16 protein-coding genes are annotated in these 15,490 nt (G+C 64.4%); 14 read left to right on the plus strand and 2 right to left on the minus strand.

Annotated features, from left to right (window positions below; genetic code table 11):
* The first annotated feature begins 140 nt into the window (after positions 1 to 140).
* The 14 genes from gshB (at position 141) to HU738_RS06890 (ending at position 14,124) form a co-directional block, all read left to right on the plus strand.
* Positions 141 to 1,094 (plus strand): glutathione synthase, encoded by a 954-nt coding sequence (gene gshB / locus HU738_RS06825; RefSeq protein WP_186601723.1) that lies wholly within the window; start codon positions 141 to 143, stop codon positions 1,092 to 1,094.
* A gap of 91 nt (positions 1,095 to 1,185) precedes the next feature.
* The gene (locus HU738_RS06830) at positions 1,186 to 2,091 is read left to right on the plus strand and encodes an energy transducer TonB (RefSeq protein ID WP_176508179.1); all 906 of its coding nucleotides are present in this window, start codon (positions 1,186 to 1,188) and stop codon (positions 2,089 to 2,091) included.
* A 173-nt stretch (positions 2,092 to 2,264) separates the two neighbouring features.
* Complete coding sequence (locus tag HU738_RS06835; protein WP_054884307.1) at positions 2,265 to 2,834, plus strand: YqgE/AlgH family protein; 570 nt, start codon at positions 2,265 to 2,267, stop codon at positions 2,832 to 2,834.
* Positions 2,834 to 3,259, plus strand: coding sequence for a Holliday junction resolvase RuvX (ruvX, locus tag HU738_RS06840; RefSeq protein WP_186601725.1), 426 nt, complete (start codon positions 2,834 to 2,836; stop codon positions 3,257 to 3,259). The genes HU738_RS06835 and ruvX overlap by 1 nt, the downstream gene beginning before the upstream one ends.
* A 60-nt stretch (positions 3,260 to 3,319) precedes the next feature.
* On the plus strand, positions 3,320 to 3,838 hold the full coding sequence (gene pyrR / locus HU738_RS06845; RefSeq protein WP_186601726.1) for a bifunctional pyr operon transcriptional regulator/uracil phosphoribosyltransferase PyrR: 519 nt from the start codon (positions 3,320 to 3,322) through the stop codon (positions 3,836 to 3,838).
* A 13-nt stretch (positions 3,839 to 3,851) separates the two neighbouring features.
* Positions 3,852 to 4,856 carry an aspartate carbamoyltransferase catalytic subunit gene (locus tag HU738_RS06850; protein WP_054884304.1) on the plus strand — a complete coding sequence of 335 codons (1,005 nt, stop codon included), beginning with the start codon at positions 3,852 to 3,854 and terminating at the stop codon, positions 4,854 to 4,856.
* A complete protein-coding gene (locus HU738_RS06855; RefSeq protein ID WP_176508176.1) occupies positions 4,853 to 6,124 on the plus strand; it encodes a dihydroorotase in 1,272 nt (423 codons plus the stop codon). The genes HU738_RS06850 and HU738_RS06855 overlap by 4 nt, the downstream gene beginning before the upstream one ends.
* Before the next feature lie 259 nt (positions 6,125 to 6,383).
* Positions 6,384 to 6,914, plus strand: a complete 531-nt coding sequence (gene hslV / locus HU738_RS06860; RefSeq protein WP_054884302.1) for an ATP-dependent protease subunit HslV — start codon at positions 6,384 to 6,386, stop codon at positions 6,912 to 6,914.
* A 74-nt stretch (positions 6,915 to 6,988) separates the two neighbouring features.
* Entirely contained in the window at positions 6,989 to 8,332 is a 1,344-nt protein-coding gene (gene hslU, locus HU738_RS06865) for an ATP-dependent protease ATPase subunit HslU (protein ID WP_176508175.1), read from the plus strand.
* Between the two features lie 86 nt (positions 8,333 to 8,418).
* A complete protein-coding gene (locus HU738_RS06870) occupies positions 8,419 to 8,796 on the plus strand; it encodes a gamma-butyrobetaine hydroxylase family protein (protein WP_054884300.1) in 378 nt (125 codons plus the stop codon).
* A 354-nt stretch (positions 8,797 to 9,150) separates the two neighbouring features.
* Complete coding sequence (gene phaC, locus HU738_RS06875) at positions 9,151 to 10,830, plus strand: class II poly(R)-hydroxyalkanoic acid synthase (RefSeq protein WP_186601727.1); 1,680 nt, start codon at positions 9,151 to 9,153, stop codon at positions 10,828 to 10,830.
* A 63-nt stretch (positions 10,831 to 10,893) separates the two neighbouring features.
* Positions 10,894 to 11,745 (plus strand): poly(3-hydroxyalkanoate) depolymerase, encoded by an 852-nt coding sequence (gene phaZ / locus HU738_RS06880; RefSeq protein ID WP_060509739.1) that lies wholly within the window; start codon positions 10,894 to 10,896, stop codon positions 11,743 to 11,745.
* A gap of 68 nt (positions 11,746 to 11,813) precedes the next feature.
* Positions 11,814 to 13,496: a class II poly(R)-hydroxyalkanoic acid synthase gene (gene phaC, locus HU738_RS06885; protein WP_186601728.1), complete on the plus strand. Its 1,683-nt coding sequence runs from the start codon at positions 11,814 to 11,816 to the stop codon at positions 13,494 to 13,496.
* Between the two features lie 13 nt (positions 13,497 to 13,509).
* Positions 13,510 to 14,124: a TetR/AcrR family transcriptional regulator gene (locus tag HU738_RS06890; RefSeq protein WP_186601729.1), complete on the plus strand. Its 615-nt coding sequence runs from the start codon at positions 13,510 to 13,512 to the stop codon at positions 14,122 to 14,124.
* A gap of 131 nt (positions 14,125 to 14,255) precedes the next feature.
* Here HU738_RS06890 and HU738_RS06895 read toward each other — a convergent pair whose 3' ends face one another.
* Positions 14,256 to 15,041 carry a phasin family protein gene (locus HU738_RS06895; RefSeq protein WP_186601730.1) on the minus strand — a complete coding sequence of 262 codons (786 nt, stop codon included), beginning with the start codon at positions 15,039 to 15,041 and terminating at the stop codon, positions 14,256 to 14,258.
* Between the two features lie 10 nt (positions 15,042 to 15,051).
* On the minus strand, positions 15,052 to 15,471 hold the full coding sequence (locus HU738_RS06900; protein ID WP_186601731.1) for a phasin family protein: 420 nt from the start codon (positions 15,469 to 15,471) through the stop codon (positions 15,052 to 15,054).
* Between the last annotated feature and the right edge of the window lie 19 nt (positions 15,472 to 15,490).

The raw sequence follows: 15,490 nt of genomic DNA on the forward strand, positions 1-15,490 counted from the left end.
TTGAAGCTGAGGGCATTTTTAGCACACTCCGGGGGGCCATTCCATCTACCGCCCCCTTGACCCGCGGCGTCCACGGCGCCACCCTGAGCCACTTTTCTTTCGATTGACCGCGGCCACCCGCCGCCAAGAGGAACCACCCCATGAGCGTTCGCCTCGGCATTGTCATGGACCCGATCGCGTCCATCTCCTACAAGAAGGACAGCTCGCTGGCCATGTTGCTGGCCGCCCAGGCCCGCGGCTGGGAGCTGTTCTACATGGAGCAGCGCGACCTTTATCTGGGTGCCGGCCAGGCCCGTGCGCAGATGCGCCCGCTGAAGGTCTTCGCCGACCCCGCCCGCTGGTTCGAGCTGGGCGAGGAGCAGGACAGCGCCCTGGCCGAGCTGGACGTGATCCTGATGCGCAAGGATCCGCCCTTCGACATGGAATTCGTCTACAGCACCTACCTGCTGGAGCAAGCGGAGCGCGAAGGTGTGCTGGTGGTCAACCGCCCGCAGAGCCTGCGCGACTGCAACGAAAAACTGTTCGCCACCCAATTCCCGCAGTGCATGGCGCCAACCTTGGTCAGCCGCCGCGTCGACATCCTGCGCGAGTTCGCCAACAGCCGCGGTGACGTGATCCTCAAGCCGCTGGACGGCATGGGCGGTGCGTCGGTGTTCCGCCACCGCAAGGACGACCCCAACCTCTCGGTCATCCTGGAAACACTGACCCAGCATGGCACCCAGCAGATCATGGCCCAGGAGTACCTGCCGCAGATCGTCGACGGCGACAAGCGCATCCTGATGATCGACGGCGAACCGGTCGACTACTGCCTGGCGCGTATCCCGGCCAGCGGCGAAACCCGTGGCAACCTGGCCGCCGGTGGTCGCGGTGAAGCCCGCCCACTTACGGAGCGCGACCGCTGGATCGCCGCCCAGGTCGGGCCGACCCTGCGTGAAAAGGGCCTGCTGTTCGTTGGCCTGGACGTGATCGGCGATTCCCTCACCGAAATCAACGTCACCAGCCCCACCTGCATCCGCGAGATCGACGCCGCCTACAACACCGATATCGGTGGCAAGCTGATGGATGCCATTGATCGCCAGCTCAAGGCGCGCTGACCGCCGACGCGGAGCAAATGCGCGGAGTGGGGTATGATGCCGGTCCTTTTCGACTGAGCTGCTGCCCCGCCTAGCGGTTGCTGGATACCTGATGACGCTGCCTGCCGACATCCCTTCCGACCTGCTGCCACCGCGCGTTCGCCCGGTGGACCGGCTTGGCTTTACCCTGTTCCTGGCTGCCCTGGTGCACCTGGCGCTGATCCTTGGTGTGGGCTTCACCGTGGTCAAACCGGCCGAAATCCGCCAGACCATGGACATCACCCTGGCCACCTTCAAGAGCGAGAAGGCGCCGAACAAGGCTGACTACCAGGCCCAGGCCAACCAGCAGGGCAGCGGCACGCTGGAAAAGAAAGCGGTGCCGACCACCACCGAAGTGGCGCCGTTTCAGGACAGCAAGATCAACAAGGTCACCCCGCCGCCTGCGGCCAAGCCGGAGGTAGCGCCACCACCCGTGCCGGAGAAATCCGCGGTGGCGACCAAGGCGCCGAAAGCGCAGAAGGTCGAGCCCAAGCCCAAGGAAAGCAAGCCACAGCCCAAGCCGCCAGCGGCCACCCCGGACTTCGACAGTTCGCAATTGTCGAGCCAGATAGCCAGCCTTGAGGCGGAGCTTTCCAACGAACAGCAGATGTACGCCAAACGTCCGAAGATTCACCGCCTCAATGCGGCGTCGACCATGCGCGACAAGGGCGCCTGGTACAAGGAAGAGTGGCGCAAGAAGGTCGAGCGGGTGGGCAACCTGAATTACCCCGACGAGGCACGTCGGCAACAGATCTACGGCAACTTGCGAATGATGGTGTCGATCAACCGCGATGGCTCGCTGTATGAGGTGCTGGTGCTCGAGTCATCCGGGCAGCCGGTGCTGGACCAGGCGGCCCAGCGCATCGTGCGCCTGGCAGCGCCCTTTGCGCCGTTCACCGGCGACCTGGCCGAGTTCGACCGGCTGGAAATCATCCGCACCTGGCGCTTTGCCCGCGGCGACCGCCTGTCGAGCAACTGATCCGAAATTGCCGGGGCCGCTTTGCGGCCCTTTCGCGACACAAGGCCGCTCCCACAGGAACCGCGCGATCCCTGTGGGAGCGGCCTTGTGTCGCGAAAGGGCTGCGCAGCAGCCCCAATACAGCCAAGCCGAGCACCTTGTCAGGCTCGCCACCTGGCGCCACACTATCCCCCATGAAAACCCTCACCCCGAGCTACCTCAAGCATCAGTTCCTGATCGCCATGCCGCACATGGCCGATCCGAACTTCGCCCAGACCCTCACGTACATCGTCGAGCACAACGCCAATGGCGCCATGGGCCTGGTGGTCAACCGACCACAGGAGCTGAACCTGGCCGACATTCTCGAGCAGTTGCGCCCCAACGAGGTACCTCCGGCCAGCACCTTGCACGTGCCCATCTACCAAGGTGGCCCGGTGCAGACGGACCGCGGCTTCGTCCTGCACAGCAGCGAATGCAGCTACCAGGCCACCGTCGAACTGCAGGGCCTGTCGCTGTCCACTTCGCAGGACGTGCTGTTCGCCATCGCCGAAGGCGTAGGGCCACAGCAAAGCCTGATCACCCTGGGTTATGCCGGCTGGGAAGCGGGCCAGCTGGAAGCGGAACTGGCCGACAACGCCTGGCTCAACTGCCCGTTCGACCCGGACATCCTCTTCGCCATGGCCAGCGAACAACGCCTCGGCGCCGCCGCCCGCAGCCTGGGGATCAACCTCAGCTTGCTGACCAGCCAGGCGGGGCACGCCTGATGGCCGAATTACGCCTGCTGCTGGGCTTCGACTACGGCAGCAAACAGATCGGCGTCGCCGTCGGCCAGGTGATCACCGGCCAGGCCCGCGAGCTGTGCACCTTGAAGGCGCAGAATGGCGTGCCGGACTGGGCCCAGGTGGAAAAGCTCATCAGCGAGTGGAAGCCCGATGCCATCGTCGTCGGCCTGCCGCTGAACATGGACGGCACACCCAGCGAAATGAGCGAGCGCGCGGAAAAGTTCGCCCGCCGCCTCCATGGCCGCTTCAACGTGCCGGTGCACACCCACGACGAACGCCTGACCACCTTCGAGGCCAAAGGCGAGCGCCTGGCCCGTGGCGGCCAGCGCGGCAGCTACCGTGACAACCCGGTCGACGCCATCGCCGCAGCCTTGCTGCTGCAAGGCTGGCTGGAGGCCAACACCTGATTTTTCCCGCGTTTACGTCGAGGCAATGACAACGTCCCCGGCGCCCCCAGGAGATACGCAATGAGCCTACCCAATCCCGCCGACCTGATCCGGCAGATGGCTGTCGACCTTCGCGCCCATCTGGCCCGCCGAAACATCACCGAACCGCGCTTTATCGGCATCCGCACGGGCGGCGTCTGGGTTGCCCAGGCCCTGCAGGAAGCGATGGCCGACCAGAGCCCGCTCGGCACCCTGGACGTGTCGTTCTATCGCGATGACTTCAGCCAGAACGGCCTGCACCCGCAGGTGCGCCCCTCGGAGCTGCCATTCGAAGTCGAAGGCCAGCACCTGGTGCTGATCGATGACGTGCTGATGAGTGGCCGCACCGTCCGCGCCGCGCTCAACGAATTGTTCGATTACGGCCGCCCGGCCAGTGTCACCCTGGTCTGCCTGCTCGACCTGGATGCCGGCGAACTGCCCATTCGCCCCAACGTGCTCGGCGCCACCCTGTCGCTGGCCGCCCATGAACGGGTAAAATTGACCGGACCCGCACCGCTCGCCCTCGAGCGCCAGGACCTCGCCACCGCTTCTGCCCTTTAAGAGTCCCCTCGCGATGACGCCAATCGACGCCAAGCGCCCGCTGCAGCTCAATGATCAGGGCCAGCTGCGCCACTTCCTCTCGCTCGACGGTTTGCCCCGCGAACTGCTGACCGAGATCCTCGACACCGCCGACTCGTTCCTCGAAGTCGGCGCCCGGGCCGTGAAGAAGGTCCCGTTGCTGCGCGGCAAGACCGTGTGCAACGTGTTCTTCGAAAACTCCACCCGTACCCGCACCACCTTCGAACTGGCCGCCCAGCGCCTGTCGGCCGACGTGATCAGCCTGAACGTGTCGACCTCCTCGACCAGCAAAGGCGAGACCCTGTTCGACACCCTGCGCAACCTCGAAGCCATGGCTGCCGACATGTTCGTCGTGCGTCACTCCGACTCCGGCGCGGCGCATTTCATCGCCGAGCACGTGTGCCCGGACGTCGCCGTGATCAACGGCGGTGACGGTCGCCACGCGCACCCGACCCAGGGCATGCTCGACATGCTGACCATCCGCCGTCACAAGGGCAGCTTCGAGAACCTCTCGGTGGCGATCGTCGGTGACATCCTGCACTCGCGCGTGGCACGTTCCGACATGCTCGCGCTGAAGGCGCTGGGCTGCCCGGACATCCGCGTGATCGGCCCGAAAACCCTGATCCCGGTCGGTATCGAGCAGTACGGCGTGAAGGTCTACACCGACCTTGCCGAAGGCCTCAAGGACGTCGACGTGGTGATCATGCTGCGCCTGCAGCGCGAGCGCATGGCCGGTGGCCTGTTGCCCAGTGAAGGCGAGTTCTACCGCCTGTTCGGCCTCACCACCGCACGCCTGGCCGGCGCCAAGCCCGACGCCATCGTCATGCACCCGGGCCCGATCAACCGCGGCGTGGAGATCGAATCGGCGGTGGCCGACGGCAAACACTCGGTGATTCTCAACCAGGTCACCTACGGCATCGCCGTGCGCATGGCCGTGCTGTCCATGGCCATGAGCGGGCAGAACGCGCAACGTCAATTCGACCAGGAGAACGCTCAGTGACCATCAGCATTCTTGGCGCCCGGGTCATCGACCCTGTCAGCGGCCTGGACCAGGTCACCGACCTGCACCTGGATGGCGGCCGCATCGCCGCAATCGGCGCCGCCCCGGCCGGCTTCAGCGCCAGCCGAACCATCGAAGCGGGTGGCCTGATCGCCGCGCCCGGCCTGGTCGACCTCGGCGTCTCGCTGCGCGAGCCGGGCTACAGCCGCAAGGGCTCGATCGCCAGTGAAACCCGCGCCGCCGTGGCCGGTGGCGTCACCAGCCTGTGCTGCCCACCGCAGACCAAGCCGGTGCTGGATACTTCGGCTGTGGCCGAACTGATCCTCGACCGCGCCCGCGAAGCGGCCAACAGCAAGGTCTACCCGATCGGCGCCCTGACCAAGGGCCTGGAGGGCGAGCAACTGGCCGAACTGGTTGCCCTGCGCGACACCGGTTGCGTGGCCTTCGGCAACGGCCTGAAGGAAATCCCCAACAACCGTACCCTGGCCCGTGCCCTGGAGTACGCCGCCACTTTCGACCTGACCGTGGTGTTCCACTCCCAGGACCGCGACCTGGCCCAGGGTGGCCTGGCCCACGAAGGCGCCATGGCCAGCTTCCTCGGCCTGCCTGGCATCCCTGAGACCGCCGAGACCGTCGCCTTGGCGCGCAACCTGCTGCTGGTGGAACAGACCGGCGTGCGTGCGCACTTCACCCAGATCACCAGCGCCCGTGGCGCACGGCTGATCGAACAGGCCCAGCAGTTGGGCCTGCCGGTGACCGCCGACGTGGCGCTGTACCAGCTGATCCTTACCGACGAGTCGCTGCGTGAGTTCTCCAGCCTGTACCACGTGCAGCCCCCCCTGCGCACCGCCGCCGACCGCGACGGCCTGCGCGCGGCGGTGAAATCGGGGGTGATCCAGGCGATCTCCAGCCACCACCAGCCCCACGAGCGCGATGCCAAGCTGGCGCCGTTCGGCGCCACCGAGCCGGGTATCAGCAGCGTCGAACTGCTGCTGCCGCTGGCCATGACCCTGGTCGAGGACGGCCTGCTCGACCTGCCGACCCTGCTCGCCCGCTTGAGCAGCGGCCCGGCCAAGGCCATGCGCCTGCCGGCCGGTGAGCTGAAAGTCGGCGGCGCCGCCGATCTGGTGCTGTTCGACGCCAAGGCGTCGACGATTGCCGGTGAGCAATGGCTGTCGCGTGGCGAGAACTGCCCGTTCATCGGCCACTGCCTGCCGGCGGCCGTGCGTTATACCTTGGTCGATGGGCATGTCTGCCACGAGGCCTGAGTAGCCCCTGTGGGAGCGGCCTTGCCGGGGCGCCGGACCGGTCGGAAAGGGCTGCGTAGCGGCCCCAGGATCTCTGCATCATGCATAGATTGCCGGGGCCGCTTTGCGGCCCTTTCGCGACACAAGGCCGCTCCCACATTGATCGCGCTCAAGCTTCAGCCTGCGGCGACCATTCATCCCCCGCGGTTGAAATCCTTCCCCCCACCCCCATATGAGTCTGCATCAGGCAATTTTGCCCCGCTGCGTGGAGACTCTCCCCTTGACCACCATCGTTTCTGTCCGCCGTAACGGCAAAGTCGTCATGGGCGGCGACGGCCAGGTATCCCTCGGCAACACCGTGATGAAAGGCAACGCCAAGAAAGTCCGTCGCCTGTACAACGGTCAAGTGATCGCCGGTTTCGCCGGTGCCACCGCCGACGCCTTCACCTTGTTCGAGCGCTTCGAAGCCCAGTTGCAGAAACACTCCGGCCATCTGGTGCGTGCCGCCGTCGAGCTGGCCAAGGAATGGCGTACCGACCGTTCCCTCAGCCGCCTGGAAGCCATGCTGGCAGTGGCCAACAAGGATGCATCGCTGATCATCACCGGCAACGGTGACGTGGTCGAGCCGGAAGACGGCCTGATCGCCATGGGCTCCGGTGGCGGTTACGCCCAGGCTGCAGCCCGCGCCCTGCTGAACAAGACCGACCTGTCGGCCCGGGAGATCACCGAGACTGCCCTGAACATCGCCGGTGACATCTGCGTGTTCACCAACCACAACCTGACCATCGAGGAGCAGGACCTGGCCGAGTAATCAGCTGTTCTGGCGTCCCGCTCATGGCGGGACTTTTCCACGCTGACCTACTCCGCTCGAGGACCATTTTCATCATGTCCATGACCCCCCGCGAGATCGTCCACGAACTCAACCGTCACATCATCGGCCAGGACGACGCCAAGCGCGCTGTCGCCATTGCCCTGCGCAACCGCTGGCGGCGGATGCAGCTGCCGGTCGAGCTGCGCGCCGAAGTGACCCCGAAGAACATCCTGATGATCGGCCCTACCGGCGTCGGCAAGACCGAAATCGCCCGCCGCCTGGCCAAGCTGGCCAACGCACCGTTCCTCAAGGTCGAGGCCACCAAGTTCACTGAAGTGGGCTATGTCGGCCGCGATGTCGAGTCGATCATCCGTGACCTGGCCGATGCCGCGCTGAAGATGCTGCGCGAGCAAGAGATCGTCCGCGTGCGCCACCGTGCCGAGGACGCCGCCGAAGACCGCATCCTCGACGCCCTGCTGCCGCAGGCGCGGGTCAGCAGCTTCAGCGAGGAAGCCGCGCAGACCAGCACCGATTCCAACACTCGCCAGCTGTTCCGCAAGCGCCTGCGCGAAGGCCAGCTGGACGACAAGGAAATCGAGATCGAAGTGGCCGAGAACATGGGCGTGGAAATCGCCGCGCCACCCGGCATGGAAGAGATGACCAACCAGCTGCAGAGCCTGTTCGCCAACATGGGCAAAGGCAAACGCAAGACCCGCAAGCTGAAGGTCAAGGACGCCCTGAAGATGGTGCGCGACGAAGAAGCCAGCCGCCTGGTCAACGAGGAAGAGCTCAAGGGCAAGGCCCTGGAAGCGGTCGAGCAGCACGGCATCGTGTTCATCGACGAAATCGACAAGGTGGCCAAGCGTGGCAACGTCGGCGGTGCCGATGTCTCCCGTGAGGGCGTGCAGCGCGACCTGCTGCCACTGATCGAAGGCTGCACCGTCAACACCAAGCTGGGCATGGTCAAGACCGACCACATCCTGTTCATCGCTTCCGGTGCGTTCCACCTGAGCAAGCCGAGCGACCTGGTACCGGAGCTGCAGGGCCGCCTGCCGATCCGTGTCGAGCTTAAGGCGCTGACGCCGGAAGACTTCGAGCGCATCCTGAAAGAGCCACACGCGTCGCTGACCGAGCAATACAGTGCGTTGCTCAAGACCGAAGGCCTGAACATCGAGTTCGCCGCCGACGGCATCAAGCGCCTGGCCGAGATTGCCTACCAGGTGAACGAGAAGACCGAGAACATCGGTGCCCGCCGCCTGCACACCCTGCTCGAGCGTCTGCTCGAAGAGGTGTCGTTCAGTGCCGGCGACCTGGCCAGCAGCCACGACGAAGCGCCGATTGTCATCGATGCTGCATACGTGAACGGCCACCTCGGTGAGCTGGCGCAGAACGAAGACCTGTCGCGCTACATCCTGTAAGCCCGCACGGGGTCGCGAAGCGGCCCCTTGCACAATGGCCTGAATCACTCGAAGCTTGCACCATCAGCTCCCGAGAGATTCAGACCATGGCCCGCCTGCCCACCGCCATCAACCTGCACAAAGCCTCCAAGACCCTCAGCCTCACCTACGCCCCTGGCGAGGTCTACCAGCTGCCTGCCGAATTCCTGCGGGTGCACTCCCCCTCCGCCGAAGTCCAGGGCCACGGCAACCCCATCCTGCAGTTCGGCAAGATCAACGTCGGCCTCATCGGCCTGGAACCGGCCGGCCAATATGCACTGAAATTGACCTTCGACGACGGCCACGACAGCGGCCTGTTCACCTGGGAATACCTCGAACAGCTGTGCCTGCGCCAGGAACAGCTGTGGGCCGACTACCTCGAAGAGCTGCACAAGGCCGGCAAGTCCCGCGACCCGGCGGAATCGGTGGTCAAACTCATGCTCTAGCGCAAGCCTTCCAGGCTTTAGAGCGCATTTTCTAATCTCATCTGTTTGAATGCCTTACAGACAACTCTTGAACGGGTTGTCTTGCGCATTACATGAAAGTCGGGTAACCAATGGAGCTGGCAAGTTCCCTGCATCGCCTTGAAGGCAGTCAGGTACCTGGCCGGTATGTAGAGGTCGCGAGCGAAAGCAGGCTGTCTTCACACGCAGAATCCCCCGCAGCTCATCGCCGAATGCATCCGGCCCGCAGCACCGCTGTTCCTTATCACTGGTCACCCGAGTAGCAGTACCGGGCTGTCCGCTGTGCAGTGCGCCACAGCAATCCGGTACTCGTCTCAGGACAACGGAGCGTCGTAGATGAGTAACAAGAACAACGATGAGTTGCAGCGGCAGGCCTCGGAAAACACCCTGGGGCTGAACCCGGTCATCGGCATCCGCCGCAAGGACCTGCTGAGCTCTGCACGTACCGTGCTGCGTCAGGCCGTGCGCCAGCCGCTGCACAGTGCCAAGCATGTGGCGCATTTCGGCCTGGAGCTGAAGAACGTGCTGCTGGGCAAGTCCAGCCTCGCCCCGGCAGGTGACGACCGTCGCTTCCAGGACCCGGCCTGGAGCAAGAACCCGCTTTATCGCCGCTACCTGCAAACCTACCTGGCCTGGCGCAAGGAGCTGCAGGAGTGGATCGGCAACAGTGACCTGTCGCCCCAGGACATCGCCCGCGGCCAGTTCGTCATCAACCTGCTGACCGAGGCCATGGCGCCGACCAATACCCTGTCCAACCCGGCGGCCATCAAACGCTTCTTCGAAACCGGCGGCAAGAGCCTGCTGGATGGGTTGTCCAACCTGGCCAAGGACGTGGTCAACAACGGTGGCATGCCCAGCCAGGTCAACATGGACGCGTTCGAGGTCGGCAAAAACCTGGGCACCAGCGAAGGCGCCGTGGTCTACCGCAACGATGTGCTGGAGCTGATCCAGTACAGCCCCATCACCGAACAGGTGCATGCCCGCCCGCTGCTGGTGGTCCCGCCACAGATCAACAAGTTCTACGTCTTCGACCTGAGCCCGGAAAAGAGCCTGGCGCGCTTCTGCCTGCGCTCGCAGCAGCAGACCTTCATCATCAGCTGGCGCAACCCGACCAAGGCCCAGCGCGAGTGGGGCCTGTCGACTTACATCGATGCGCTGAAGGAAGCCGTCGATGCCGTACTGGCAATTACCGGCAGCAAGGACCTGAACATGCTCGGGGCCTGCTCCGGCGGCATCACCTGTACCGCCCTGGTCGGCCACTACGCCGCGCTGGGTGAACAGAAGGTCAATGCCCTGACGCTGCTGGTCAGTGTGCTCGATACCACGCTGGACACCGAAGTCGCCCTGTTCGTCAACGAGCAGACGCTCGAGGCGGCCAAGCGCCACTCCTACCAGTCCGGGGTGCTCGAAGGCAGCGACATGGCCAAGGTGTTCGCCTGGATGCGCCCCAACGACCTGATCTGGAACTACTGGGTCAACAACTACCTGCTCGGCAACGAGCCCCCAGTGTTCGACATCCTGTTCTGGAACAACGACACCACGCGCTTGCCGGCCGCCTTCCATGGCGACCTGATCGAGATGTTCAAGAACAACCCGCTGACCCGGCCCAATGCCCTTGAAGTGTGCGGCACCCCCATCGACCTGAAGAACGTGCAGTGCGACATCTTCAGCGTCGCCGGCACCTCCGACCACATCACGCCGTGGCAATCATGCTACCGCTCGGCGCACCTGTTCGGCGGCAAGATCGAGTTCGTGCTGTCCAACAGCGGGCATATCCAGAGCATCCTCAACCCGCCAGGCAATCCCAAGGCCCGCTTCATGACCGGCGCCGACCGCCCGGGTGACCCGGTGGCCTGGCAGGAAAACGCCGAAAAGCACGCCGATTCCTGGTGGCTGTACTGGCAGGCCTGGCTGGGCGAGCGCGCTGGCGACCTGAAAAAGGCCCCGACGCGCCTGGGCAACCGTGCCTATGCTGCCGGCGAGGCGGCACCAGGCACCTACGTACACGAGCGTTGAGTCGCAATGCCGTGGCCGCCTGGAGCGTGCCACGGTACATTTTCAAGCCATAGAGCCACGCGCATGCCGCTACCCTACATCTTCCGCACCGTCGAGCTGGACGACCAATCCATCCGTACTGCGGTGCGCCCGGGCAAGCCGCACCTGACGCCGCTGCTGATCTTCAACGGCATCGGCGCCAACCTGGAGCTGGTGTTCCCGTTCATCGAGGCACTCGACCCAGACCTGGAAGTCATTGCCTTCGACGTGCCCGGCGTGGGGGGCTCATCCACTCCTCGCCACCCGTACCGCTTTCCCGGCCTGGCCAAGCTGACCGCACGCATGCTTGATTACCTGGACTACGGCCAGGTGAATGTCATCGGCGTGTCCTGGGGAGGCGCGCTGGCCCAGCAATTCGCCCACGACTACCCCGAGCGCTGCAAGAAGCTGGTACTGGCAGCCACCGCCGCCGGTGCGGTAATGGTGCCGGGCAAGCCCAAGGTGCTGTGGATGATGGCCAGCCCCAGGCGCTACGTGCAGCCATCGCATGTCATCCGCATCGCGCCGCTGATCTACGGTGGCGGTTTTCGCCGTGATCCCGACCTGGCCATGCACCATGCGGCCAAGGTGCGCTCGGGCGGCAAGCTGGGGTACTACTGGCAACTGTTCGCCGGCCTTGGCTGGACCAGCATTCACTGGCTGCACAAGATCCAGCAACCGACCCTGGTGCTGGCGGGCGATGACGACCCATTGATCCCGCTGATCAACATGCGCCTGCTGGCCTGGCGAATTCCCAATGCCCAGCTACACATTATCGACGACGGTCATCTGTTCCTGATCACCCGGGCCGAGGCTGTCGCACCCATCATCATGAAGTTTCTCCAGCAAGAGCGTCAGCGCGCGGTCATGCACCCCAGTCCGGCCTCTGGTGGCTGAATTGTTGCTTGCTGTTGCACGAGCACGACTGATGAGTACGACCGTGGCCTGACAAGGGAGTTGTTGCCATGAAAGAAAAACCGGCCAAAGGAACGTCAACGCTTCCCGCCACCAGCATGAACGTACAGAACGCCATCCTCGGCTTGCGGGGTCGCGACCTGGTTTCCACCTTGCGCAGTGTTGGCCGTCATGGCCTGCGCAACCCGTTGCATACCGCCCGCCACCTGCTGGCCCTGGGCGGGCAACTGGGCCGGGTGATGCTCGGCGACACGCCCTATCAGCCGAGCGCGCGTGATGCACGCTTCAACGATCCGACCTGGAGCCAGAACCCGTTCTACCGACGCGGTCTGCAGGCCTATCTGGCGTGGCAGAAACAGACCCGCCTGTGGATCGAGGAAAGCCACCTGGACGCCGATGACCGGGCCCGTGCGCACTTTCTGTTCAACCTGATCAACGATGCGCTGGCACCGAGCAACTCGCTGCTCAACCCGTTGGCGGTCAAGGAACTGTTCAACACCGGTGGGCAGAGCCTGGTGCGCGGTGTCGCCCACTTGCTCGACGACCTTCGCCACAACGATGGGCTGCCCCGTCAGGTCGATGAGCGCGCCTTCGAAGTGGGCGGCAACCTGGCGACCACGCCCGGCGCCGTGGTGTTTCGCAACGACCAGCTGGAGCTGATCCAGTACAGGCCGATGAGTGAAAAGCAGCATGCCCGGCCCGTGCTGGTGGTGCCGCCACAAATCAACAAGTACTACATCTTCGACCTGCAGCCGACCAACAGCTTCGTCCAGTACATGCTCAAGAACGGACTGCAGGTGTTCATGGTCAGCTGGCGCAACCCTGACCCTCGCCACCGCGAGTGGGGCCTGTCGAGTTATGTACAGGCGCTGGAAGAGGCGCTGAACGCCTGCCGCAGCATCAGCGGCAGCCGCGACCTGAACTTGATGGGCGCCTGCGCCGGCGGTTTGACCATGGCGGCGCTGCAGGGCCACCTGCAGGCCAAGCACCAGCTGCGCCGGGTACGCAGTGCCACCTACCTGGTCAGCCTGCTCGACAGCAAGTTCGACAGCCCGGCCAGCCTGTTCGCCGACGAACAGACCATCGAGGCGGCCAAGCGTCGCTCGTACCAGCGCGGTGTGCTGGATGGCGGCGAGGTGGCGCGGATCTTCGCCTGGATGCGGCCCAACGACCTGATCTGGAACTACTGGGTCAACAACTACCTGCTCGGCAAGACGCCGCCGGCCTTCGACATCCTCTACTGGAACGCCGACAGCACGCGCCTGCCGGCCGCGCTGCACGGTGACCTGCTGGACTTCTTCAAGGTCAACCCGCTGACCCACGCCGCTGGCCTGGAGGTGTGCGGCACCCCCATCGACCTGAAGCAGGTCGACCTTGACAGCTTCACCGTGGCGGGTAGCAACGATCACATCACGCCATGGGACGCAGTGTACCGCTCGGCCTTGCTGCTCGGTGGCGACCGGCAGTTCGTGCTGGCCAACAGCGGGCACATCCAGAGCATCATCAACCCACCCGGCAACCCCAAGGCGTACTACCTGGAAAACCCCAGGCTATCGAGCGACCCACGCGCCTGGTTCCACGACGCGCAGCGCCGCGACGGCAGCTGGTGGCCGTTGTGGCTGGAGTGGATCACACCGCGCTCCGGCCCGCTCAAGGCGCCACGCACGGAACTGGGCAACGCCACGTATCCACCGCTGGGCCCTGCGCCAGGCACCTATGTCCTGACCCGATGAGCACGCTGACTGGATGAAGACCCGAGACCGTATCCTCGAATGCGCCCTGCAGCTGTTCAACGCGCAGGGCGAACCCAATGTCTCGACCCTGGAGATCGCCAACGAGCTGGGCATCAGCCCGGGCAACCTGTATTACCACTTCCACGGTAAGGAGCCATTGATTCACGGGCTGTTCGACCGCTTCGAGGAAGCCTTGATGCCGCTGCTCGACCCACCGCTGGAGGTGCGTCTGGAGGCCGAGGATTATTGGTTGTTCCTGCACCTGATCGTCGAGCGCATGGCCCAGTACCGGTTCCTGTTCCAGGACCTGTCCAACCTGACCGGGCGCCTGCCGAAGCTGGCAAGGGGCATGCGCAGCCTGATCAACGCACTCAAACGCACCTTGGCGGCACTGCTGGCCAGCCTGAAGGGTCAGGGGCAAGTGGTCAGTGAGACGCAGGCATTGGGCCAACTGGTGGAGCAGATCACCCTGACCTTGATGTTCTCGCTCGACTACCAGCGGGTACTGGGGCGCGAGGGGGATTCGGGGATCGTGGTGTACCAGGTGATGATGCTGGTGGCGCCGCATCTGCAGGTGCAGGCACGAACGGCAGCGGAGGAGCTGGCGGTGCGGTATCTGGAGGGGTAAACCGGTAGGAGATGTACTGCTGCACCGACGTCTTCGCGGGTAAACCCGCTCCTACAAGGGACAGCGCTGATGCTGGATCCGGCGCTGTGCCTGTGGGAGCGGGTTTACCCGCGAAGGGCGTTACGCCGCTCTCAGAGCAGAGAACCGGTGCTGGCCGGAGCCGAAGCCGGGTTGCTGGCCGGGGCCGCAGTTGGCGCCGGCGCTGCGGTAGCAGCCGGAGCGGCGCTGGCCGCTGGTGCTGCTGGCTTGGCGGCTGCCGGTTTGGCCGGTGCTTTCTTCACCGCCGGTTTCTTCGCTGCGGCAGGCTTGGCTGCAACGGGCTTGGCAGTCGGTTTTGCCGCTGGCTTGGCCGCTGCGGCCTTGGCTGCGGGTTTGGCCGCTGCCGGTTTAGCCGCAGTCTTGGGAGCCGGCTTGGCAGCCGCCGTTTTTGCTGCGGACTTGGCCAAGGGTTTGGCCGCTGCCTTGCTCGCTGCCGGTTTGGCGGCTGCAGAGCGCGAGGAGACCGGGGTGACCGAAGCACCGGTCAGTTTCTCGATCTGCTTGGTCAGGCTGTCGACCTGCTGGTGCAGGGCCTTGATCTCGTTGCGGCTCGGTACGCCGAGACGGGAGATGGCACTGTTCAGACGCTTGTCGAAGGCCTCTTCGAGTTCGCTCCACTTGCCCAGCGCCCGATCCTTCACACCCGATACGCGTGAGGTGGTCGAGGACTTGGCTGTTTCAGCGACGTCTTCAGCGGTCTTCTTCGCTTGCTTTTCAGCCTTCTCGCCATCCTTCACCAGCGAGTCGAACAGCTTCGGGCCGTCCTGGTCGATCTTCGAATAGATCCCCAGCCCTGCCAGCCAGATCTTGCGGGAGTACTTCTCGACCCCGCCGATCCAGGAGCTGCCTTCTTTGTCGGAATTCTTCTTGCCAGCCATCCTGCTCTCCTTATGGTTTGTGCGCGACGCGCTCGAGCAGCTCATGCAGCTGTTCAAGCTTGATGGACAACGCCTCAACGTCATGTTTAGACGGAATGCCAAGGCGATTCAAGGCGCGACCTACCCGTGCGTCGAAAGCTTTTTCAATCTTGTCCAACTGAATTTCGACCTTGCCACGTACACGGCTGACTTCTTCAGTGGCTTCATCGAGCTGGTGGTTGGCAGCTTCGAGCTCTTTGTCGATGCGCTTCTTGCCACGTTTCTCGACGCCTTCACCGGCCTTGACCAGTTCCTTGAAGTAATCAGAGCCTTCCTGGCCGACCCGGGCATAGGCGCCGATACCGGCCAGCCAGATCTTGCGGGCGTAGCCACGCACTTCGCCCAACGTGCCCAGGGCTTCGTCTTTTTTCTTCACAATCACTTTGGCCATGCTGTCTACCTCATGCTCA

This window comes from Pseudomonas vlassakiae (assembly GCF_014269035.2).
Classification (GTDB): Bacteria; Pseudomonadota; Gammaproteobacteria; order Pseudomonadales; family Pseudomonadaceae; genus Aquipseudomonas; species Aquipseudomonas vlassakiae.